The sequence below is a fragment of the Xanthobacter versatilis genome (genome assembly GCF_043193975.1).
Taxonomy (GTDB): domain Bacteria; phylum Pseudomonadota; class Alphaproteobacteria; order Rhizobiales; family Xanthobacteraceae; genus Xanthobacter; species Xanthobacter autotrophicus_E.
On sequence record NZ_JBAFVB010000001.1, the window covers coordinates 402,672 to 423,389 of the forward strand.

16 protein-coding genes are annotated in these 20,718 nt (G+C 69.7%); 5 read left to right on the forward strand and 11 right to left on the reverse strand.

What is annotated here, in order from left to right:
- Positions 1-24: 24 nt before the first annotated feature.
- From V5F66_RS01705 to V5F66_RS01720, 4 genes are read right to left on the reverse strand one after another with little or no spacing between them, the layout of a single operon-like run.
- Positions 25-834: an SDR family NAD(P)-dependent oxidoreductase gene (locus V5F66_RS01705; RefSeq protein WP_012113304.1), complete on the reverse strand. Its 810-nt coding sequence runs from the start codon at positions 832-834 to the stop codon at positions 25-27.
- Positions 824-1,504 (reverse strand): TenA family transcriptional regulator, encoded by a 681-nt coding sequence (locus tag V5F66_RS01710; protein WP_012113305.1) that lies wholly within the window; start codon positions 1,502-1,504, stop codon positions 824-826. Before V5F66_RS01710 ends, V5F66_RS01705 begins: the two co-directional genes overlap by 11 nt.
- A complete protein-coding gene (locus tag V5F66_RS01715) occupies positions 1,501-3,024 on the reverse strand; it encodes an AMP-binding protein (protein WP_394093072.1) in 1,524 nt (507 codons plus the stop codon). The genes V5F66_RS01710 and V5F66_RS01715 overlap by 4 nt, the downstream gene beginning before the upstream one ends.
- Positions 3,008-3,592 (reverse strand): thermostable hemolysin, encoded by a 585-nt coding sequence (locus tag V5F66_RS01720; RefSeq protein WP_394093073.1) that lies wholly within the window; start codon positions 3,590-3,592, stop codon positions 3,008-3,010. The genes V5F66_RS01715 and V5F66_RS01720 overlap by 17 nt, the downstream gene beginning before the upstream one ends.
- A gap of 478 nt (positions 3,593-4,070) precedes the next feature.
- On the opposite strand from V5F66_RS01720, the gene V5F66_RS01725 reads away from it, so the two are divergent.
- Genes V5F66_RS01725 through V5F66_RS01735 form a run of 3 tightly spaced genes read left to right on the forward strand, consistent with a single transcriptional unit; the run spans position 4,071 to position 8,568 of the window.
- Positions 4,071-4,901, forward strand: a complete 831-nt coding sequence (locus tag V5F66_RS01725) for an FAD binding domain-containing protein (RefSeq protein ID WP_394093074.1) — start codon at positions 4,071-4,073, stop codon at positions 4,899-4,901.
- Complete coding sequence (locus V5F66_RS01730; RefSeq protein WP_394093075.1) at positions 4,898-7,633, forward strand: molybdopterin-dependent oxidoreductase; 2,736 nt, start codon at positions 4,898-4,900, stop codon at positions 7,631-7,633. The genes V5F66_RS01725 and V5F66_RS01730 overlap by 4 nt, the downstream gene beginning before the upstream one ends.
- Positions 7,630-8,568 carry an antibiotic biosynthesis monooxygenase gene (locus tag V5F66_RS01735; protein ID WP_394093076.1) on the forward strand — a complete coding sequence of 313 codons (939 nt, stop codon included), beginning with the start codon at positions 7,630-7,632 and terminating at the stop codon, positions 8,566-8,568. Before V5F66_RS01730 ends, V5F66_RS01735 begins: the two co-directional genes overlap by 4 nt.
- 21 nt (positions 8,569-8,589) lie before the next feature.
- On the opposite strand, the gene V5F66_RS01740 is transcribed toward V5F66_RS01735, so the two are convergent.
- The 3 genes from V5F66_RS01740 to V5F66_RS01750 form a co-directional block, all read right to left on the reverse strand.
- Entirely contained in the window at positions 8,590-10,662 is a 2,073-nt protein-coding gene (locus tag V5F66_RS01740; RefSeq protein WP_394093077.1) for a sensor histidine kinase, read from the reverse strand.
- Complete coding sequence (locus V5F66_RS01745; RefSeq protein WP_394093078.1) at positions 10,655-12,055, reverse strand: sigma-54-dependent transcriptional regulator; 1,401 nt, start codon at positions 12,053-12,055, stop codon at positions 10,655-10,657. The genes V5F66_RS01740 and V5F66_RS01745 overlap by 8 nt, the downstream gene beginning before the upstream one ends.
- Before the next feature lie 263 nt (positions 12,056-12,318).
- On the reverse strand, positions 12,319-14,019 hold the full coding sequence (locus tag V5F66_RS01750; RefSeq protein WP_394093079.1) for an OFA family MFS transporter: 1,701 nt from the start codon (positions 14,017-14,019) through the stop codon (positions 12,319-12,321).
- Positions 14,020-14,402: 383 nt separating this feature from the next.
- Between V5F66_RS01750 and V5F66_RS01755 the strand changes: the two genes are divergently transcribed.
- Together V5F66_RS01755 and V5F66_RS01760 are read left to right on the forward strand one after the other, a co-directional pair.
- The gene (locus tag V5F66_RS01755) at positions 14,403-15,203 is read left to right on the forward strand and encodes an SDR family NAD(P)-dependent oxidoreductase (RefSeq protein ID WP_394093080.1); all 801 of its coding nucleotides are present in this window, start codon (positions 14,403-14,405) and stop codon (positions 15,201-15,203) included.
- Between the two features lie 61 nt (positions 15,204-15,264).
- A complete protein-coding gene (locus V5F66_RS01760) occupies positions 15,265-16,218 on the forward strand; it encodes a GlxA family transcriptional regulator (RefSeq protein ID WP_394093081.1) in 954 nt (317 codons plus the stop codon).
- A 16-nt stretch (positions 16,219-16,234) separates the two neighbouring features.
- On the opposite strand, the gene V5F66_RS01765 is transcribed toward V5F66_RS01760, so the two are convergent.
- From V5F66_RS01765 to V5F66_RS01780, 4 genes are all read right to left on the reverse strand, one after another.
- Positions 16,235-17,542 (reverse strand): MFS transporter, encoded by a 1,308-nt coding sequence (locus V5F66_RS01765; RefSeq protein WP_394093082.1) that lies wholly within the window; start codon positions 17,540-17,542, stop codon positions 16,235-16,237.
- A gap of 45 nt (positions 17,543-17,587) precedes the next feature.
- Positions 17,588-17,986, reverse strand: coding sequence for a MarR family winged helix-turn-helix transcriptional regulator (locus V5F66_RS01770; protein WP_012113317.1), 399 nt, complete (start codon positions 17,984-17,986; stop codon positions 17,588-17,590).
- Between the two features lie 167 nt (positions 17,987-18,153).
- Positions 18,154-19,413, reverse strand: coding sequence for an ABC transporter substrate-binding protein (locus tag V5F66_RS01775; RefSeq protein WP_394093083.1), 1,260 nt, complete (start codon positions 19,411-19,413; stop codon positions 18,154-18,156).
- Positions 19,414-19,555: 142 nt separating this feature from the next.
- Positions 19,556-20,530, reverse strand: a complete 975-nt coding sequence (locus tag V5F66_RS01780; RefSeq protein ID WP_394093084.1) for an MBL fold metallo-hydrolase — start codon at positions 20,528-20,530, stop codon at positions 19,556-19,558.
- Positions 20,531-20,718: the final 188 nt, after the last annotated feature.

The following is a 20,718-nucleotide window of genomic DNA, read 5'->3' on the forward strand; positions in this document are numbered from 1 at the left end:
GCTTCGCTCAAGTGCCGCGCGGGCTCAGGCGGCCGCGCGCGCCGCGCCGGCTGTCGCAGGGGCGGTTCTGGCCAGCGCCCGGTCGATGAGACGGGGGGCAAGGCGCTGGATGAGCACGAACAGGCGTTCCATGCCGGGCGGATAGGCGCTGTCGCGCCCGCGCTCCACCGCCCGCCAGATTTGTGCCGCCACCATGTCTGGCGCGTCGAGGCGCATGCCGGTGGCGGCGATGAGGTCATCAAAGGCCGCCGCCGCATCGGTGCGGGTGGCCCGCGGCGCCACATAGGTGACACCGATGCCCAGCGGGCGCCACTCCCGGCGCAGGGCGCTGGAAAAGCCGCGCAAGGCGAACTTGGAGGCCGAATAGGCAGCAAAGCCGGGATAGGCGATGTCGCCGAACACCGAGCCCACGTTCACCACCCGCGACGGGCGTGCAGCCGCAAGTAGCGGCGCCAGATCCCGCGTCAACGCCATGGGGGCGAGCACGTTGGTGCGGAAGGTGTCTTCCAGCGCCGCGTCGTCGAAGGTCTCTAGCGGGCCGCCCTCCACCACGCCGGCATTGTTGACCAGCACGTGGAGGGCTCCCCATTCGGCCTTTATCCGCGCCACGATCCGGGCGCGATCCGCCGTCGAGGTGATGTCGGCGGAGATGACCAGCGGACGGGCGCCCGGCGGCAGGGCGGCGGCGGTGTCTTCCAGCGCGCCGCGACGCCGGCCGCACAGGGCGACCTCCATGCCGCGCGCGGCCGCCTCCAGAGCGAGGGCGCGGCCGATGCCGGACCCGGCCCCGGTGATGAGGACGCGGCGCGGGCCGTGCTGCGCGTCACGCCGCATGGCTCAGCTCCAGGCCGGCGCCGAGCTCGCGGAAGATGTCGCCATAGAGCCGGTAGAACAGCCGGGCATGGTCGATGATGATCTGCTGCGCGGCAGGATCGTCGAAGCCGTCCACCAAAGTGCGGAAGAAGGCCACGTGGTCCTGATCGAGGCTGCCGTGGGAGCGCAGATAGGAGAAGCCGGCCTCGGCCTGCGCGCCGAAGCTGCGCTTCAGGGTATCGGCGAGGCGGTCCGCCAGCAGCACCGACATGCCTTCCAGCACATGAACGCTGCCGAGCAGCGCATAGGGGCTGACATGCTCGATGGCATAATAGGAGAAGCCCACCATGATCCGGCAGGCCGGGCCGGCCATTCCTTCGCGCACCCCGTCGCGCACCGCATCGGCGTCGCCGCCCATGGCGCGGATGTCGTCGAGGATCCATTTCTCGTGGCCGCGCTCCTCCTCCATGTAGTCCACCAGCGCGTCCTGATAGCGCGCGTCGCCGGTGCGGGAGGCGGCGAGGGCGAGCAGCGGGAAGGTGTGCTTCACATGGTGATAGGCCTGGGTGAGGAAGGCCACATAGAGGCTTTTCGGCGCGCCGGAGGCGAGCGCCTGCCGCACGAGGGGGATGGCGAGGAAGGCATCGCGCTCGCGCGCGGTCTCCCGGATGAGGCGGTCGTAAAACGTCATGGCAGGGGCCTTTCCTGGGAGGCAAGGGGAGGAACGGGGCACGGGTTGGCGCCGGTCTTCTGCGCCAGCACGGCGCGGGCAGCGGGACGGCGGATGCGGCCGTTGGCGGTGAGGACCCCCCTCGCCCTGGCGTCGGCAAGCTCCAGCACCGTGAGGCGCGTGGGCCGGGCATAGACGGGCAGGGCGGCGCAGCGTTCGGCGATGCGCGCGCGGATGCCCTGCGGGCCGGCATCGTCGAACCAGCCCTGCGCCTGCGGCGTGGGGATGACGAGGGCGGCGAGGGCGCCGTCCGCCTCCGACCCATCTGTCTCCACCAAATCCACCTGCGCCACCGCACAGGCGGCGATGCCGGGGTCGTCCAGAAGGGCGGTCTCCACCCATTCCGGACTGATGTTCCGCCCCAGCGGGGTGACGATGAGGTTGTCCTTGCGGCCGAACACGGTGAGGCGCCCCTGCCCATCCAGCGCGCCGAGATCGGCCGTGGGCCACGGGCGCGGGGCTTCCGGGCCGCCGAGATAGCCATCCATCACGCCGGGGCCGTCCACCAGGATCTCGCCGTCGCGGATGGTGAGCTGGAGGCCGGGCAGCGGCGCCCCCACGGTTCCCGCCACGCGGGCACCGGGCCGGTTCAGCGCCACCACGGAGCAGCATTCGGAGAGGCCATAGCCCTCATGCACCGGAATGCCGAGCTGCCAGGCCGTCTCGGCGAGGCGTTCCGGCACCCGGGCGCCGCCGGCGGCCACGAAGCGCAGGCTGTCCGGCGCCCTGCGTCCAGTGGCGAGGAGGTCGTGGGCCCACACCCGCAGCAGCTCGGGCACCACCACGCCCACGCTCGGCCGATGGGCCTCGAACGCGGCGGCGACGCCACGCACCGCGCCACGTCCGATGGCCTCCGAAAGCTGGGTGTCGAAGTGGGTGCGCCCGCCCACCAGCGCGGGAACGAACACGGCGCAGATGCTTTCAAGCAGCAGCGACAGGGGCAGGACGGAGAGATAGGTGTCTTCCGCATCGGCCGCGATGGCCTCAGCCAGCGCCGACGCCGACCAGGCGATCTGCCCGCTCTGGTGGCGCACGCCCTTCGGCTGGCCGGAGCTGCCGGAGGTGTAGATAATCTGCCCGAACCCCTCGCTAAAGTCCGGCATGGCGCCGCTTTCGCCGCTGGCGGCCACCGGCAGCACGGGCACGGCGGCAGGCAGGGCGGGCGGGTTCGCCTGCGGGACCAGGACGAGATCCACCTGCGCGTCCATGAGGATATGGCTCAATTGCAGGGCGCTGAAGAAGGTAGGCAGCGGCACCGCCATGCGGCCGGCGGCAAGGCAGGCCATCTGCGCCACTGCCCATTCCCGCCCGTTGGGCAAGAGCAGGCCGATGACGCGGGCCTGCGGCGGCAGCCGGGCGGCAAGGCGCACCGCGTCGGCCATCAGGCCGGCCCGGGTCAGGCTGCCGGCGGCGTCGGTGAACAGGATGCGGTCGGGTTCGCGGCGCGCATGGCACGCCACCGCCTCAAAAAAGCGGTGCATGGTGCGATGCCTCCACCACGCGGGCGCTGCGGCCGGTGAGCCGTGCGCCGCACACGCCATAGACCCTGGGCTCGGTTTCGTAATAGCGCCCCCAGGCGGCGGGGTCGGCGATCCGGCGCGGATCGGCATCGGCAAGCGGAAAGGGCGCCAGCTGGCGCCGCTGCACCAGCAGGCTGAGGCGCCGGGTGAGGGTGAAGAAGGCCCAGCCGTGGCCGTTGCGCGCGCCGAAGGCGATGATGTCGTCGATGAAGGCGGACAGCTCGCGGGGCGAGCGGCTGGCAAGGGTGGTGACTTCGAACACGTCGTCGCGCGCCACCCGGCGGCCGCTGGCCCGCGCCAGCGCGCCCTCTACCGGTTCCCGTAGGTAGGCTTCGGAGAAAAAGCCGTCGGCGGCGACCCGCAGGCCGGCGGCGCAGGAGAGGTTTCCCCTCCCGTCGCGCCGGAAGATCAGCTGTTCGGCAAAGTGATCGAGCGTCGCACCAAACTCACGGGCGTAGACCTGCGCAATAAAGGCTTCGACTTCGGCGCGCTCGTCGTCGAGCGGTCGGACAATGCCGGCTGAACTCATGTCCGCTCATCCTTGTTCTTCAGGTTGAGCGGACCTTGCCGAGGCAAGCTTACGTCCTGCTTACGGGATGAGGGTCAGTCAGGGGAGAAACTCGGGCGATTTCGAGGCACCGGGGTGCGGCGCCGGACCGGACCCCGGCACCCCCTCGCCGCGGGCGATGCGCGCCATACGCCCCTCCCAGACGCCTCTTGGCTGCGGCCGGGAGGGCGTGGTAGCGTTGAAATAGAACAAATATCAATGCCGGCGCCCGAGCGGCCGGAGGGGCGGGGGAAACGAATGTGCGGATGCCGGCCGGAGAGGCTGTAGCGCCGCAGATGTGCGCCGCGCAGGCTGAATGTGCGCCGCTTTTTTCTTTGATGGATCTTTATTTCTGCTTTTCGGGCGAGAACACGCATCGCCGTATCAATGAATCGGCGTGACTTCCCGCACCCGATCTTTCAGCAAAACCTGTCCTGCAGCGGCCAAGGCGGAACGACGAATGGATCTGAACACCGTGCGGCAGGTCAAGTCGCCCCTAAGCGCTGACGAAATCGCCGACTGGCCGGCCGGCCACGCCTGGCTGTCGGGGGGCACCTGGCTCATGTCCGAGCCGCAGCCGGGCATCGACACGCTGGTGGACCTGTTCGCCTTCGACTGGCCGGCGCTGGTGGCGTCGGAGGAGGGGCTGGAGATCGCGGCCACCGCCACCATCGGCGCCCTCGCCGATTTTTCCGCCCCGCCGGACTGGACCGCCGCGCCCTTGCTGCGCGCCTGCGCCCATGCGCTGCTCATGTCGTTCAAGGTGGCGGATGTGGCCACCGTGGGCGGCAACATCTGCATGTCCTTGCCGGCCGGCGCCATGATCTCCCTCACCGTGGCGCTGGAGGCCACCTATGTGCTGTGGCCCCGCTCGGGCGCGCCGCGCACGGTGGCGGCGATAGATTTCGTCACCGGTAACCATGCCAATGTGCTTGGGCCCGGCGAATTGCTGCGCGCCGTCCATATTCCGGCGGCGGCCCTGAAGCGGCGCTTCGCCCTGCGCCGGGCGTCGCTGACCAAGCTCGGCCGCTCGGCAGCGCTGCTCATCGGCACCAGCGGGCCCAAGGGCGACATGCTCCTGACCATCACTGCCGCGACCCCGCGCCCGGTGCAATTGCGCTTTGCCGCCATGCCGGGCGCGGAAGAGGTGCAGGCCGCGCTTGCGGCGGCGATCCCGGCCGATGGCTGGTTCGACGATGTCAATGGCACGCCCGCCTACAAGCGCCATCTCACCCTGCATTTCGCGGAAGAGATCCGGGCGGAGCTGGCGGCTGGCGGGAGAGACGCGTGACCTACAGCATCGACGGGCGGACCGTTTCCGCCGAGCCGCGTCCCGGCCAGTGCCTGCGCACCTTCCTGCGCGAGAGCGGCGCGCTGGGGGTGAAGAAGGGCTGCGACGCAGGGGATTGCGGCGCCTGCACCGTGTGGCTCGACGGGCGCCCCGTGCATTCCTGCCTCATGCCCGCCTTCCGGGCCAAGGGGCGTCAGGTCACCACCGTGCAGGGCCTCGCGTCCGGCAATGCTCTGCACCCGGTGCAGCAGGCGTTTCTGGAGGCGCAGGCGTTCCAGTGCGGCTTCTGCGCCGCCGGCATGATCATGACGGTGGCCGCCTTCGATGAGGACCAGCGGGCCGACCTGCCGCGCGCGCTGAAGGGCAACCTCTGCCGCTGCACCGGCTATCGCTCCATCGCGGATGCGGTCCACGGCGTCGGCGCCATCGAGCAGGACGTGGCGGGGGCGGCCTGCGGGGCCAGTCTGCCCAATCCGTTCAGCGCCGGCATCGTCACCGGCCATGCGCGCTACACCATGGATGTGGACACAGCCGATCCGGCGCTCCACGGCCTGCTGCATCTCAAGGTGCTGCGCTCGCCCCACGCCCATGCGCGCATCCTGCGCATCGATACGGCGAAGGCGCTCGCCATCCCCGGCGTGGTGGCGGTGTTCACCCATGAGGACGTGCCGAAGAAGCTCTTCAGCACCGCCACCCATGAGGACCATCTGGTCGATCCCGACGACACCCTGATCCTCGATGATGTGGCCCGCTTCGTCGGCCAGCGCATCGCCGCCGTGGTGGCGGACACCGAGGGCGCCGCCGAGGCCGGCTGCCGGGCGCTGGAGGTGGATTACGAGATCCTGCCCGCCGTGTTCGATCCGCTCCAAGCCATGGCGCCGGACGCGCCCCTGCTGCATCCCGGCAATGACGGGCTCGCCGGTGGCGCGCGGGGCAATGTCTTCCTCTGCCTCAAGGGCGAGGTGGGCAGCGTCGCCGAGGGCTTCGCGGCCGCCGCCGTGGTCCATGAGGAGACCTATTCCACCTCCCGCGTGCAGCATGCGCATCTGGAAACCCACGGCTCCATCGCGTGGCGGGACGGCGACGGGCGCATCCATGTGCGCACCTCCACCCAGGCGCCGTTCATCACCCACAAGAAGCTCTGCTATCTCTTCGGCATCTTCCCCCACGACCTGCATGTGTTCACCGAGCGGGTCGGCGGCGGCTTCGGCGGCAAGCAGGAGATGCTGTCGGAAGACCTGTGCGTGCTGGCGACGCTGAAGCTCGGCCGGCCGGTGAAGTGGGAATTCACCCGGCCGGAGGAATTCCTCGGCGCCACCACCCGCCACCAGATGACCACGCGGGTGAAGATGGGCGCCACGGCAGACGGCACCCTGACGGCGCTGGAGGTGCATGTGGTGTCCAACACCGGCGCCTATGGCGGCCATGGCGGGGAGACGCTGGCGGCGGCGCTGGGGAGCCCGCTCGCCGCCTATCGCTGCCTGGCCAAGAAGGCCGAGGGCCACGCGGTCTATACCAATGTCATTCCCGGCGGCGGCTTTCGCGGCTATGGCGCCTCGCAGACCTCGTTCGCCATCGAATCCGCTTTGGATGACCTCGCCGCAAAGCTCGGCATCGACCCCTTCGCCATCCGCCGCAGGAACATGATCCGGCCGGACGATGTGATCCAGTCGGTGTGGGCCGAGCCGAGCGATGTCGCCTTCGGCAGCTACGGCCTCGACCAGTGCCTCGACCTCGTGGAGGCGGAGCTCGCCAGCGGCAAGGGCGATCAGGCGCCCGAGGGCGACTGGGCCGAGGGCACCGGCGTGGCGCTGGCCGTACTGGAAGCCGGGCCGCCCACCGAGCATCGCTCCGGCGGCGAGATGCGGCTCCTGGCGGACGGCACCTATCACCTCGCCGTGGGTTCCACCGAGATGGGCAACGGCTCGGTCACCGCCCATCGCCAGATCGCGGCAGCGGTGCTGGGCACGCGGGCGGAGGCCATCGCCATCATCAATGCGGATACCGACCGCGCGCCCTACGACACCGGCACCTTCGCCAGCACCGGCACGGTGGTGGCCGGGCAGGCGGTGGAGCTGACGGCGCGGGCGCTGGCGGCCGAGATCCTCTCCTACGCGGCGCGGCGCACCAACACCGCGCCGGAGGACTGGCGGCTGACCGCCGACGCGGTGGAAAGCGCAACCCAGCGCATTTCGCTCGTCGAACTCTGCCGGCTTGCCGCCGCCGAGGGCCATCACCTGGAGGCCAAGCGCAAGGCCTATCTCTCGCCGCGTACCATCGGCTTCAACGTGCAGGGGGTGCGGCTTGCCGTGCACCGGGTGACGGGGGAGGTCCGCATCCTCCACAGCGTACATGCGGCGGACATCGGCCGCCTCATCAACCCGCTGCAATGCCGGGGGCAGATCGAGGGGGCGGTGGCCATGGGGCTGGGCTGGGCGCTCACCGAGCACATGGTGCATGACGCGCAGGGCAATGTGCTGAACGCCGCGCTGCGCAACTATCACATCCCCGCCTTCGCCGACATGCCGCGCACCACGGTGCTGTTCGCCGACACCCACGACACCATCGGCCCGCTGGGGGCCAAGGCCCAGGGCGAATGCGCCATCAACGCGGTGGCGCCGGCAGTGGCCAACGCGCTCGCCAACGCCACCGGCGTGCGCTTCGCCCATCTGCCCTTCACCCCCGACCGCATCTTCGACCGGCTCGGTAGACCTGAAAGCAGACCGTTATGAGCGGTGCGCCGGAAGGCTCGGTCACCATCGTCACCCAGACGCGGGTGCTGAAGGGACACGACCACGCCTTCGCCGACTGGCAGGAGGAGACCAAGCGCGTCGTCGCCGGCTTTCCCGGCTTCATCGAGCAATCGGTGGCGCCCCCCGCGCCGCCGGCGCAGGTGGACTGGGTGATCCTCCAGCGCTTCGCCAGCACGCAGGATGCGGTGGGCTGGCTGAAGTCGCCGGAGCGCCTTGCCCGCATCTCCGGCGTGCAGCCCATGCTGGCGGGGCGGGACGATGTCCACCTCGTGCGCGATGGCGCTGCCGGGGTTTTGCCCTCGCCGGTGTCGGTGGTCATCTCCACCCGGCTGAAGAGCGGGCAGGAGACGGCCTATCGCGCCTGGGAGCAGCGCATGACGGCGCTGCAGAGCCGCGCTCCCGGCTTCGAGGGCTACCGGCTGGAAGCGCCCATTCCCGGCGTGCAGGAGGATTTCCTGGCGATCCTGCGCTTCGATACCCAGGAGCATCTGGAATCCTGGCTCGGCTCGCCGCAGCGCGCTGCCATGCTGGAGGAGGCGCGGGCCTTCATCGACGAGTTCCACACCCGCACCGTGCGCACCGGCTTCGAGCAATGGTTCTCCGCGCCCAAGGGCAAGCCGCCGGCGCCGTGGAAGCAGAACATGCTGGTTCTGCTCATGCTCTATCCGGTGGTGTTCCTGTTCGGCCATCTGGTGCAGACCCCGCTGCTGATGGACCGGGCCGGGCTGCCGTTCGCGGTGGCGCTGTTCATCGGCAACGGGGCCAGCGTGCTGATGCTCACCCGCCTCGTGCCCTGGGCCAGCCGCCGCTTCGACTGGTGGGTGCAATCGGCATCGCCGCGCACCAATGCTCTGGGCGCCGGCATCATCCTCGCCCTTTATGCGGCGATGATCGCCGCCTTCGTGCTGGTCTGAGCACGGCGCGGACGCCGCCCGTCAGCCGTCCCACGCGGCGGTGGCATCCGCCTGCGGCAGCCAGAGGACGAAGGTGGCGCCGCCTCCCGGCGGGCTCGCAAGGCTCATGGTGCCGCCGGCCCGGTCCACCAAAGTGAAGCTGATGGAGAGGCCGAGGCCGGTGCCGGCCTTGTCGCCGCCCTGCGGCTTGGTGGTGAAGAAGGGATCGAACACCCGCGCAACATGCTCGGGCGCAATGCCGGGGCCGGTGTCGGCCACCTCGATGGAGACCCCGGCGCGGCCGTTGTGCGCGGTGTCGCGGGTGCGCAAGGTGAGGGTCCCGCCCTGGGGCATGGCGTGGGCAGCGTTGACCATCAGGTTGATGAGCACCTGCTGTAGCTCCACCCGGTTCATGAGGACGAGGCGCGTCGCGCTCTCGTCCCGCACCACCGCGATCTCGCCGCGCCCGAGCAGGTATTGCACCAGCACCAGCGCATCGCCGATCACCTCGGACGGCGCCACCGGCTCCAGGTGCCCGGCGAATTCCGCCGGCCGGGCGAACTGCAGCAGCTTCGAGACGATGATGGTGATGCGGTGGACCTGCTGGTCGATGAGGTTGAACTCGGTGCGCACCGGCGCCGCCGCCGGCCCCAGCACGTCGCGCGCCACATCGAGGTTGCCCTGGATGACCGCCACCGGATTGTTGATCTCGTGGGCCACCCCGGCGGTGATCTCGCCGATGGCCGCCAGCTTCTCCGACATCACCAGCTGGCGCTGGGTGGCGGCGAGCTCCGCATTGGCGGCCTTCAGCTCCGCCGTGCGGGCGGCGACGCGGCCGTCGAGCTCCTGCGCCCAGCGCCTGAGCTCGGCGTCACGCTGCTGAAGCAGGTCCAGCATGCCGTCGAGATGGTGGGCGACGCGGCCGATCTCGTCGGAGGTGGCGGCGACCCCGGTGCGGGCGGAGAGCGTGCCGGCCTCCACCTGGGCGATGGTGGCATTCATGGCCTCCAGCGGCCGGAAGATACCCGCCGCCCAGCGCAGGAGCACCGGACTGGCGATGAGCGCCACCAGCAGGAAGCCGATGCCCACCGCCGCGAGGCTCGCCCGCTTCAGCGCCAGGAACGGCGCCTCCAGGAAGCCCACATAGAGCATGCCGATGCGCTGGCCTTTGCTGTCCATCACCGGCTCGTAGGCGGAGATGTACCAGTCGTTGACCACGAAGGCGCGGTCGAGCCACACCCGGCCCTCACCCAGCACCGCCTCGCGCACCTCCTTGGAGACGCGGGTGCCCAGCGCCCGGCGGCCCTCGAACAGGCGCACATTGGTGGAGACGCGCACGTCCTCCACGAACAGGGTGGCGGTGCCGGCCGAGCCCTCGGGCAGGCTGCCGGGGCGGTAGACCAGGTCATTGATGGTGTCGATGAAATCCAGGTTCTGGTTGAGCAGGATGCCACCCACCAGCGCGCCCTTCCGCGTGCCGTCCGCAAGCTGCACCGGGGTGCCGGACTGCACCACCATGCCACGGTCTTCGGCATCGCGGGCGGTGGGCACGGCGCCGGGAGTGGGCACGAGGGCGATGTGGGCGCGCGCCGCCAGCTCGGGGGAGAGACGGGCAAGCTGCTCCGGGCCGAAGATGTCGATTTCGGTGGAGGCCCGGCCTTCGAGCGCGCGGCGCTCCACCAGCCACAGGTGCGCCTGCGGGCCATCCTGCACCGAGGGCGGGGACGCGGCGATGCGGCGGCCCTGCGGATCCAGCAGGTAAAGGAAATCGAGCCCCATGGCGCGGCGGCGGGCATCGAGGAAATCGGCCATGGCGGCGCCATCGCCGGCCTCCGCCACCCGCGCGAAGGCGACGGACTCCCCGAGCGCGTGCAGGGTCTCGTCGGAACGCTCCATGAGGCGGTCGAGATATTGCCGGGCGATGGTGAGGTCGCCCGCCACCTTGGAAATGAGCAGGTGGTCGAACTGGCGGGTCCACCATGTCACCACCAGCGCCAGCACCGCCGGCATGATGATCAGCGTCGGCAACAGCGCGATGGCCAGCAGCCGCGCCCGCACCGAGCGCAGGCGGGAGAACAAATGCCTCGGCGCGGCCTGCGCCGCCGGTTCAGGCATTCCAGGCCTTCAGCTTGCGGTCGAGGGTCTTGCGCGAGACGCCGAGGCGCCGCGCCGCCTCCGCCCGGTTGCCGCCGGCCTCGCCCAGCACCTTGAGCATGTGGGCCTTCTCCACCGCGCCGAGGGCCTGCGGCAGGGCGTCCACGTCCGCCGCCGCCGGTTCCTCGTCGGCGTCCGGCACCACGTCGCTGGGGAATTCGCCGAGGATGAGCGAGCGCTCGATGACGTTGCGCAGCTCGCGCACGTTTCCGGGCCAGTCGTAGCGGGTGAGGGCGCGCAGCACCCCCGCCGTCAGGTCGAGGGGCGGCACGCCCAGTTGGGCCGACAGCTCGGCCATGAACAGGTGGGCCAGCGGCTCGACATCCGCCGCCCGCGCGCGCAGGGGGGCGAGGTGGATGTTGACCACATTGAGCCGGTAATAGAGATCCTGCCGGAAGCGGCCCTGCGCCACCGCCGTGGCGAGGTCGCAATTGGTGGCGGCGATGAGGCGCACGTCCACCGGGATCTCCCGCTCCGCGCCCACCGGCCGCACCTTCTTGTCCTCGATGACGCGCAAGAGCTTCGATTGCATGGCGGGGGGCAGCTCGCCCACCTCGTCGAGGAACAGCGTGCCGCCCTGGGCATAGAAGAACAGCCCCTCGCGGGAGGAGGCGGCGCCGGTGAAGGCGCCCTTCAGGTGGCCGAACAGCTCGCTTTCGATGATCTCGGGGGCGATGGCGGCACAGTTCACCGGCACGAACGGCTTGCCGGCGCGGGGCGAGACATCGTGCAGCGAGCGGGCGGTGACCTCCTTGCCGGTGCCGGATTCGCCGGTGACCAGCACGGTGGTGGGCATGGGGCCGACGCGCTCGATCATGCCCCGCACCGAGCGGGTGGCATTGGAGGCGCCCACCACGGCGCCGACGCCGGGAAGGGCCTTCAGTTCGCGGCGCAGCACGAAATTCTCGCGCATCAGCCGGCCCCGGTCGAGGCAGCGGGCGATGGCGTTGAGGATCTGGTTGGAGCGGAACGGCTTCAGCACGAAGTCCGCCGCACCGGCCCGCAGGGCCTTGATGGCGGTTTCGAGGTCCGCGAAGGCGGTGATGAGGATCACGTCGCGATGGAAGCCCGAGCCGCGCAGCTCCTCCAGCCACTCAAGGCCGGTGCGCCCGGCCATGATGTTGTCGAGGATGATGAGATCGAAAGGCGTCGCCTCCAGCAGCTTCGAGGCCGCCGCCACGTCCGCCGCCTCCGCCACGTGCCGGCAGCGCGAGGCGAGCATGCGCACGAGGAAGTTCCGCATGCCGGGCTCGTCGTCCACCACCAGGATGGAGGCGCCGGAAAGATGCGGGCTGAAGGCGATGTCGCTGGCGGCGTGAGGCGCCTCCTGCGGGGCATCGGCGGTGGTGGCCATCAGGTCTCGATCGTCCTTCTGAGACCCCCGCCGGCACCCGATCCGGCGCCTGCTGAGGGCCTTTCGCGAAAGACGCGTCGTGTGGCCCGCCGCTGGCGCGCCATCCGTCCCGCCTTTCCTCCCCGATGTCGCCGCCGCGTCTTGTGGAGCGCGCGATCGCCGGTCATCGCCCCATCCATCGCGCAAATCGCGGGATCGGGCAAATGGGGATAGGTCCGGCGCGCCCTTTGCCAAGGGCAGGGGCGCGCCGGAAAGGGCGAGGCTCAGTGAAACAGGATCACCGCCTTCTGCAGGGTGATCCAGACGCCCCAGGCGAGGGGCACGCCCACCACCAGCCACGCTGCGACCACCAGCGGCAGCGGGGTGGAGCCGGAGGCCACGGGGGTCGAGCCGCGCGCCAGGACGGCGACGCCGCCATCCTTCGCCTCTTCCTCGAAGTCCTCGAAGTCGGCGTGAGCGTCCTCCTTGGCGAGGGCGGCCTTGCTCATCTTCTTGAGGTCCTCGTCCTTCATGTAGAGGTGCTCGGCCACGGGCCGGACCAGGAGATTGCACACGAGGCCCAGCACCAGCAGGCCGGCGAGGATGTACATGGTCTGGTCGTAGGCGGCCTCGCGCGGGATGCCGGAGGCGATCTGGTATTCGCGCAGGTAGTTCACCAGCACTGGGCCGAGCACGCCGGCGGTGGCCCAGGCGGTGAGCAGGCGGCCGTGGATGGCGCCCACCATGTGGGTGCCGAAGATGTCGGCGAGATACGCCGGGATGGTGGCAAAGCCGCCGCCGTAGAACGACAGGATGATGCAGAACGCGCCCACGAACAACACCACCGAGCCCATGTGCGCGGTGGTGGGCACCAGCGCATAGAGGCTGAAGCCCAGCACGAAGAAGATGGCGTAGGTCATCTTCCGCCCGAGCGTGTCGGAGAAGGAGGCCCACAGGAACCGCCCGCCGATGTTGCACAGGCTGAGCAGGCCGGTGAAGCCCGCCGCGATGGCGGCGATCTGCGCCTTCTGCCCGGCATCGAGCTGGGAGAAGGTGAGGTCGAGGCCGATGAGCCGCCCGCCGAACACTTCCTGCAGCATGGGCGAGGCCATGCCGATGACGCCGATGCCCGCCGACACGTTGAGGCACAGTACCGCCCACAGCAGCCAGAATTGCGGGGTGCGCCAGGCCACGTTCAGGTGCACGTGGCGGTGGGTGACCATGGCGTTGGCGGCGGCGACCGGCGGTGTCCAGCCCTTGGGCGCCCAACCCTCGCGTGGCACCCGGTAGCTCAGCGCGCCGCCCACCATGAACACGAAATAGACGGCCGCCATCACCAGGAAGGTCTGCCACACCCCCACCGAGGTGGGGCTGGCGAAATGCTGCATCAGCATGTTGGCGAGCGGCGCGCCGATCATTGCGCCGCCGCCGAAGCCCATGATGGCCATGCCGGTGGCCATGCCGCGCCGGTCCGGAAACCACTTGATGAGGGTGGAGACCGGCGAGATGTAGCCGAGGCCCAGCCCGATGCCGCCGATGACGCCGGAGCCGAGCCACAGCATCCAGATCTGGTGCAGGTAGACCCCCGCCGCCGAAATCACGAGGCCGCCGCACCAGCAGAAGGCGGAGACAAGCCCGGCCTTGCGCGGCCCCGCCGTCTCCAGCCAGCCGCCCCAGATGGCGGCGGAGGAGCCGAGCAGCACGAAGAACAGGGTGTACATCCAGCCCAGTGCCGAGATCTGCCAGTCGCAGGAGGTGGCGAACAGGGTGGCCACCGCGCTCATGTCGGCGGGGCAGGCGACCGGCGCGCTGACGCCCACGGCGCGGGACAGCGGCAGCCAGAACACGCTGAAGCCGTAGGCCATGCCGATGCACAGATGGATGGCGAGGGCCGCCGGCGGCACCAGCCAGCGATTGAAGCCGGCCGAGGCGATGGTGCGCTCCCGGCTCAGGAACGGGGGTGGCGCGAACGCGGTGACGGACATGTTTCCTCCAGCTTTTCTTGTTTGGCGCGCGGCCTTTGGCCGACGCGCGGCACGCCCGCCTAGCAAGGGCAGGGCCAGCGGGCGGGGGCCTGATCCGTCAAGGACTTGGCGTTGCCCGGCCGGGCGCGGATGGACAAATTGTCCAGTCGGCCCGGCCCGGAGCCGGACCCGAGGGCCAAACTGTCGCAGGGGGCGGGGTGCGGGGGGAGCCGTGGGGGCAAGTGTGGAGTGTGGAGTGTGGAAGGTGGCTTGCGGGGTGCAGGCTCTGCCATGCCTTTGTCATGTCCTAAATCGTGGTGTCTTTGACATTTGAGACATTGGCCGCCAGACCTATGGTTCTCCCATCAGAGCCGGCCCGGGGGCCGGATAGAGGGGACAAGCCCATGAGCACCAAGGGAACTGCCGTCATCACCGGCGCCTCGTCCGGCATCGGCGCCGTCTATGCGGAGCGGCTCGCCGCGCGCGGTCACGACGTGATCCTCGTCGCCCGCAACGCCGAGCGGCTGGCGCAGCAGGCCGAGCGGATCGGGCAGCGCCATGGCGTTTCCGTCCGCGTCTTCAACGCCGACTTGACCGATGCCGCCCAGCTGCGCCAGGTGGAGGCCCTGCTGCGGGACGACGACGCCATCACCGTCCTCGTCAACAATGCCGGCTTCGGCGGGGCCGGGACGCTGCTCCAGTCCGATGTGGACCGCATGGAGGAGATGGTGGCCATCAACGTCACCGCCGTCATGCGCCTGACCTATGCGGTGGTGCCGCGCTTCGTGGCGCGCGGGGCCGGTACCCTCATCAACATTTCGTCCATCGTCGCCATCGGGCCGGAAATCCTGAATGGGGTCTATGGGGGCACCAAGGCCTTCGTGCTCGGCTTCAGCCAGTCGCTGCGCAAGGAACTCGCCGGAACCGGCGTCGGCGTGCAGGTGGTGCTGCCGGGGGCCACTGCCACCGCCTTCTGGGATGCCGCCGGCCTGCCCGTCGACCAGCTGCCGCAGACCTGGGTGATGTCGGCGGCGGATCTGGTGGACGCGGCGCTGGCCGGCCTCGACAAGGGCGAGTTCGTCACCATCCCCTCGCTGCAGGATGGGGCGCAGTGGGACGCCTATGAGGCGGCCCGCCAGGCCATGCTGCCCCACCTCTCCAGCGCCAAGGTCGCCCCGCGCTATACTGCGACGGCGGCGGCCTGATCCCTGATCTGCCGCCGGATGGGCCGGCGGCAGCTTTCTCCCCAACACCGATGAGGTCGAGATGCCGGGTATCGGTTTCGTGGTGTTCGACGGCTTCCAGATCATGGGCCTTGCCGCGCTCTCGGTGTTCGAGATGGCGAATGGCGTCATCGGGCCGCCGGCGTATGAGGTGCATGTGCTCTCCGAGCACGGCGGGCCGGTGCGCAATTCCCTCGGCTTCGCCATCGAGACGGCGCCGTTCGGGGCGCAGATCCATGACACCACCATCACCATCGGCTCGCTGGTGGTGAAGCCCTCCGCGCCCGCGCTGCTGGATTATCTACGCAGCGCCGGCACCGCCTCCCGGCGGGTGGCGGGCATCTGCACCGGGGCCTATGTGCTGGCAGAAGCCGGGCTGCTCGACGGCCGCCGGGCCACCACCCACTGGGCCCATGCGCGCCACTTGCAGTCGCTCTATCCGCGCGTGCGGGTGGAGGCCGACCGCATCTTCAGCGCCGACGGCAATGTGTGGACCTCCGCGGGCATGAGCGCGGGCATCGACCTTGCCCTCGCGCTGGTGGAGGACGATTTCGGGCAGGAGGTCGCGAAGACTACCGCGCGCAACATGGTAGTCTATCTGCGAAGGCCCGGTGGCCAGTCCCAGTTCTCCACTTTGCTGGAGCTGGAGCCGAAATCCGACCGCATCCGCCGCGCGCTGGTCTATGCCAAGGAGCACCTCACCCATCCACTCTCGGTGGAGGAACTGGCCGAGACCGCCAACCTCAGCCCGCGCCAGTTCAGCCGCCTGTTTCGCGAGGAGACCGGCCAGTCGCCGGCCAAGGCGGTGGAGCACCTGCGGCTGGAGACCGCGCGCATGCTGATGGAGGAGGGCCACCGCTCCATGGACGAGGTGGCCCGCGAGACCGGCTTTGCCGATCGCGAGCGCATGCGGCGGGCCTTCGTGCGCACCTTCGGGCAGCCGCCCCAGGTCATCCGCCGCGCCGCCGAGGCCATGCGTGGAGCCGGCCTCAACTGAGCGGCCGCGCGGCCACTCACGCAGCATTCGGCGCCGGGCGCCGCTCGCGCACCGCGACGACGGCTCCCGCCGCGAAGATGCAGAGCACGCCGGCCACGAAGAAAGCGGGCAGATAGGTCTGGTAGAAGGTGCGGCTGAAGCCGGCGCCATAGGCCGCCGCGGCCGCGCCGAGCTGGTGGCCGGCGAAGATCCAGCCGAACACCAGGTTGGCGCGCTCGCCGAAGCGGTCGGCGGTGAGCTTCACCGTGGGCGGCACCGTCGCCACCCAGTCGAGGCCGTAGAAGACCGCGAACAGGGACAGTCCATAAAAGCTGAAATCGGTGAAGGGCAGGTAGAGCAGGGACAGGCCGCGCAGCCCGTAATACCAGAACAGCAGCCAGCGGCTGTCGAAGCGGTCGGACAGCCAGCCCGAGCCCACCGTGCCGATGAAATCGAAGATGCCGATCATCGCCAGCATGCCTGCCGCCGTCACCGCCGCCATGCCGTAGTCGCCGCACAGGGACACGAAATGGGTCTGCACCAGCCCGTTAGTGGAGGCGCCGCAGATGAAGAAGGTGGCAAACAGCACCCAGAAGGTGGGCGTGCGCGCCGCATCCCTCAGCGCCACCAGCGGCGAGGCCAGCATGGCGCCGAACGTCGTGGGCAGCACCGGTGCCGGAGGCGGCACGCTGGCGCCATAGGGCAGGAGGCCCACGTCGGACGGCCGGTCGCGCATGAAGAGCAGCACGCACACCACCGCCACCAGCAGCATGGCCAGCACCAGGCCGAGGGCGCTGCGCCAGCCCAGCACCTCGGTGAGCCGGGCGAGCAGCGGCAGGAACACCAGCTGGCCGGTGGCCGTGCTCGCCGTCAGCAGTCCGAGGACGAGGCCGCGACGCTGGGCGAACCACCGCGTCGCCACGGTCGCCCCCAGCACCATGGCGGTGAGGCCGGTGCCGATCCCCACCACCACGCCCCACAGCAGCACGAGGTGCCAGAGCCTGGTCATGGTGAAGGAGCCGAGCACGCCGGCGGCGATCAGCGTCAGCGCCACGGTCGCCACCGGGCGGATGCCGAAGCGGTTCATGAAGGCGGCGGCGAACGGGCCGAGGAGGCCGAACAGCATGAGCCGCACCGCGAAGGCGGAGGAGATGTCGGCGGTGGCCCAGCCGAATTCCGCCTGCAGCGGCCCGATGAGCACGCCCGGCGCTCCCACCGCCCCCGCGGTCACCAGCATGGTGAGGAATGTCACCGCGGCCACCGCCCAGCCATAATGGATACCCCTGCGGGCGAGGAAGGCAGCGAGCCGTGGCTGGCGCGTGGGGAAATCAGTGGGGGCGTTCATCCGATATCCAATCTACGGGTATATGCCCGTTTTCGTCCGCAAAAATCACACGGCATTCGCGATGGCGCGCAGGGCTTCGATCTTGTCGGCGCCCAGGCGCTTCTCGATCTGGCGCTGGCAGGCTTCCCACAGGGGCGTTGCCGCCGCCAGTGCCTCGATCCCGCCCGGAGCGAGGCTGACCACGGCTTCGCGCTGGTCCTCGCCGCGCGCGGTCTTCACCAGGCCATCGCGCTCCAGCACCTTGACGTTTCGGCCGATGGTGGAGCGGTCGAGATCGGCGACGCGGCCAAGTTCGGTGAGGCTCACCTGTTGGCGGTTCTGGATCATCCGCAGCAGCGCATATTGCGCGATGTTGATGCCCACCGGCGCCAGCGCCGCGTCATAGGCCGCAGCGACCTTCCGGGTGGCGGTGCGCAACAAGGTGCAATAGCAGGGTGATGTCATGTATGTGCATATACCCGCTTATTGCGACCCTGTCCATGCGTCGTTGGATCGTGAGCGCAGGGGCGTGCGAAGGCCGGGCATGAAAAAGCGCCGGAGCATGCTCCGGCGCTGTGTTTTCCTCTTCGTCCGTGCCGGGATTTGAGGATTTGCCGATCAGGACTTGTCGATCAGGACTTGCCCAGCGGGCATCCGGTCTCGCCGGCGGGGCGGAACACCTCGGCGGCGGGCAGGGTGGTGACCGGCTTGTAATAGTCCCACGGCCCCTTGCTCTCGGCCGGGCTCTTCACCTCATAGAGGGTGAGGTCGTAGAGCACGCGGCCGTCGGGGCGGATGGAGGCGGCGTGGCCGAAATAGTCCACCGGCAGGCTGCGCATCTCGGCATTCACCTTGGCGGCATCATCGGTGCCGGCGGCGGCGACCGCCTTCAGATAGTGCTTCACCGAGGCATAGACCGAGGCCTGCTGCTTGGTGGGCATGCGGCCCATCTTGGCCTCGAAGCGCTTGGCGAAGGCCCGCGCCTCGGCATTCTGGTCCCAGTAGAAGCCGGTGGAGACCATGAGCCCCTTGGCCAGCGGCAGGCCGATGGCGTGCACATCCGTGAGGAAGACGAGGAAGCCCGCCAGCTTCTGCCCTCCGGAGGTGATGCCAAATTCCGCCGCCTGCTTCACCGCATTGCTGGTGTCGCCGCCCACATTGGCAAGGCCGATCACCTGCGCCTTGGAGGACTGGGCCTGCAGCAGGAAGGAGGACAGGTCCGCCGCCCCCAGCGGATGGCGCGCATTGCCCACCACCTTGCCGCCGGTGGCCACCACCGCCGCCGAGGCATCGCGCTCCATGGCATGGCCGAAGGAATAGTCCACGGTGAGGAAGAACCAGCTCTTGCCGCCGCCCGCCGTCACCGCGCGGCCGGTGGCGTTGGCCAGCGCATAGGTGTCGTCCGCCCAGTGGGTGGAATAAGGCGAGCAGGCCTTGCCGGTGAGGTCCGACACGGCGGCTCCGGAGATGAGCAGGGTCTTCTTCTTCTCCCGCGCGATCTCCTGCGCGGCGAGGGCCACCGAGCTGACCGGCAGGTCGGCCACCGCATCCACGCCGCCCTCATCGAACCATTTGCGCAGGGTGGCGCCGCCCACGTCCGGCTTGTTCTGGTGATCGCCGGCGATCACCTCCACCGGCGCGCCGGCGACCTTGCCGCCGAAATCGTCCACGGCGAGCTGCGCCGCCACCACTGAGCCCTTGCCGCCGATGTCGGCGAACTGCCCGCCCATGTCGCCGAGCACGCCGATGCGCACCACATTGTCGGTGATCTGGGCGTGCGCAGGCGCGGGCAGCAGAGCCGTGGCAGCTGTGAGGGTGAGCGCGAGCGCGAGGGAAGGGGCGAAGGCGGGCAGCGCTGCGCGTGGGGTGCGCGGGGCAGTCAGGCGATGCATCATGGTCCTCCAGTGGGCGCGCGCCGTCGTTCCTGCGCGGCGCGCTGGTTCAGTCTTGTGGAGTGTTCCTGTGTGCGGGCCGCCGATTGGCGTCGGCGGCCTTTTTGTCGGTGAGCTTGGCCTTGCACCAGCGGCCCGGACTTCAGCCTTCCAAAGCGTGCCACATCTCGATGTCGCGCTCGGCGGTCCAGATGCGCGGGGTGTCGATGCCCTTGGCCTCGTCATAGGCGCGGGAGATATCGAACGGCATGCAATGGTCGAAGATGACCCAATGCCCATACTTGGGCCGCATCTGCCGCAGCGCCTCGGCATAGACCGTCTTCAGGTCATGCCCCGCCTTCACGCCCGCATCGGCGATGGCGAAGGCGTCGCGCAGGAAGGCGCGGGTCTCGTCCAGCCCGGCCTTGATCTGGCCGGGGGTGGTGAGCGCCTCGCCGCGGCCCGGCACCAGCTTTTCCGCGCCCAGCGCCTCCAGCCGGTCGAGGGTCGCGGGCCAGTCGCGGAAATGGGCATCGCCGCAATAGGGCGTGGCGCCATACTCCACCAGGTCGCCGGCGAACAGCACCTTCTCCTTCGGCAGCCAGGCGATGGTGTCGCCGCGGGTGTGCCCGCGCCCGGCATGGATGATGCGGACTTCGCGGGAGCCGAGCCAGAGCGTCATCTCGCCGTGGAAGGTGAGGCTGGGCCAGGTGAGGCCGGGAATGGTCTCCTGCGCCCGGAACAGGCGCGGGAAGCGCTGGATCTCGGAGGCCATGTCCTGCGCGCCGCGCTCCACGATCATGTCGCGGGTGACGTCGGAGGCGATGACGTTGACGCGCTCGTCGAAGCCCGCCGCGCCCAGCACCCGCACCGCGTGATAATGGGTGAGCAGCACGTGGCGGATGGGCTTGTCGGTGACGGCGCGGATGCGCTCCACCAGCTCGCGCGCCATGACCGGAGTGGCGCGGGCGTCGACGACCAGCACGCTGTCGTCGCCGATGATGACGCCGGAATTGGGATCGCCTTCCGCTGTGAGGGCGAAGACGCCGTCCGCAAGCTCGGTGAAGGTTTCCTTCTTCTCGGCGAGATCGGCCTGGCTTGCGAATTTCTTGGCGGCGGGTGCGGTCGCGGTGCTCACGCGGGTTTCCTCCGTTGGTGCGCGGCGCAGGAGTGCCGGCTTCCGGCGTCGATGGCCGCCGGTCGTCCGATGCGCGCTTCCTTGTTCTTCGACAGTTTGATATATCGCAATTGGTTGCGATTGAGACCAAGTTATACAGTTGCGACTGCAACAGTCAAGGCCGCCGTTCACGGGCGGCGAAGAGGAGA

Excerpts from the sequence above, each read along its gene's own strand:
- V5F66_RS01705 (WP_012113304.1), bottom strand. The coding sequence starts at position 834 with ATGCGGCGTGACGCGCAGCACGGCCCGCGCCGCGTCCTCATCACCGGG.
- V5F66_RS01710 (WP_012113305.1), bottom strand. The coding sequence starts at position 1,504 with ATGACGTTTTACGACCGCCTCATCCGGGAGACCGCGCGCGAGCGCGAT.
- V5F66_RS01715 (WP_394093072.1), bottom strand. The coding sequence starts at position 3,024 with ATGCACCGCTTTTTTGAGGCGGTGGCGTGCCATGCGCGCCGCGAACCC.
- V5F66_RS01720 (WP_394093073.1), bottom strand. The coding sequence starts at position 3,592 with ATGAGTTCAGCCGGCATTGTCCGACCGCTCGACGACGAGCGCGCCGAA.
- V5F66_RS01725 (WP_394093074.1), top strand. The coding sequence starts at position 4,071 with ATGGATCTGAACACCGTGCGGCAGGTCAAGTCGCCCCTAAGCGCTGAC.
- V5F66_RS01735 (WP_394093076.1), top strand. The coding sequence starts at position 7,630 with ATGAGCGGTGCGCCGGAAGGCTCGGTCACCATCGTCACCCAGACGCGG.
- V5F66_RS01740 (WP_394093077.1), bottom strand. The coding sequence starts at position 10,662 with ATGCCTGAACCGGCGGCGCAGGCCGCGCCGAGGCATTTGTTCTCCCGC.
- V5F66_RS01745 (WP_394093078.1), bottom strand. The coding sequence starts at position 12,055 with ATGGCCACCACCGCCGATGCCCCGCAGGAGGCGCCTCACGCCGCCAGC.
- V5F66_RS01750 (WP_394093079.1), bottom strand. The coding sequence starts at position 14,019 with ATGTCCGTCACCGCGTTCGCGCCACCCCCGTTCCTGAGCCGGGAGCGC.
- V5F66_RS01755 (WP_394093080.1), top strand. The coding sequence starts at position 14,403 with ATGAGCACCAAGGGAACTGCCGTCATCACCGGCGCCTCGTCCGGCATC.
- V5F66_RS01760 (WP_394093081.1), top strand. The coding sequence starts at position 15,265 with ATGCCGGGTATCGGTTTCGTGGTGTTCGACGGCTTCCAGATCATGGGC.
- V5F66_RS01765 (WP_394093082.1), bottom strand. The coding sequence starts at position 17,542 with ATGAACGCCCCCACTGATTTCCCCACGCGCCAGCCACGGCTCGCTGCC.
- V5F66_RS01770 (WP_012113317.1), bottom strand. The coding sequence starts at position 17,986 with ATGACATCACCCTGCTATTGCACCTTGTTGCGCACCGCCACCCGGAAG.
- V5F66_RS01775 (WP_394093083.1), bottom strand. The coding sequence starts at position 19,413 with ATGCATCGCCTGACTGCCCCGCGCACCCCACGCGCAGCGCTGCCCGCC.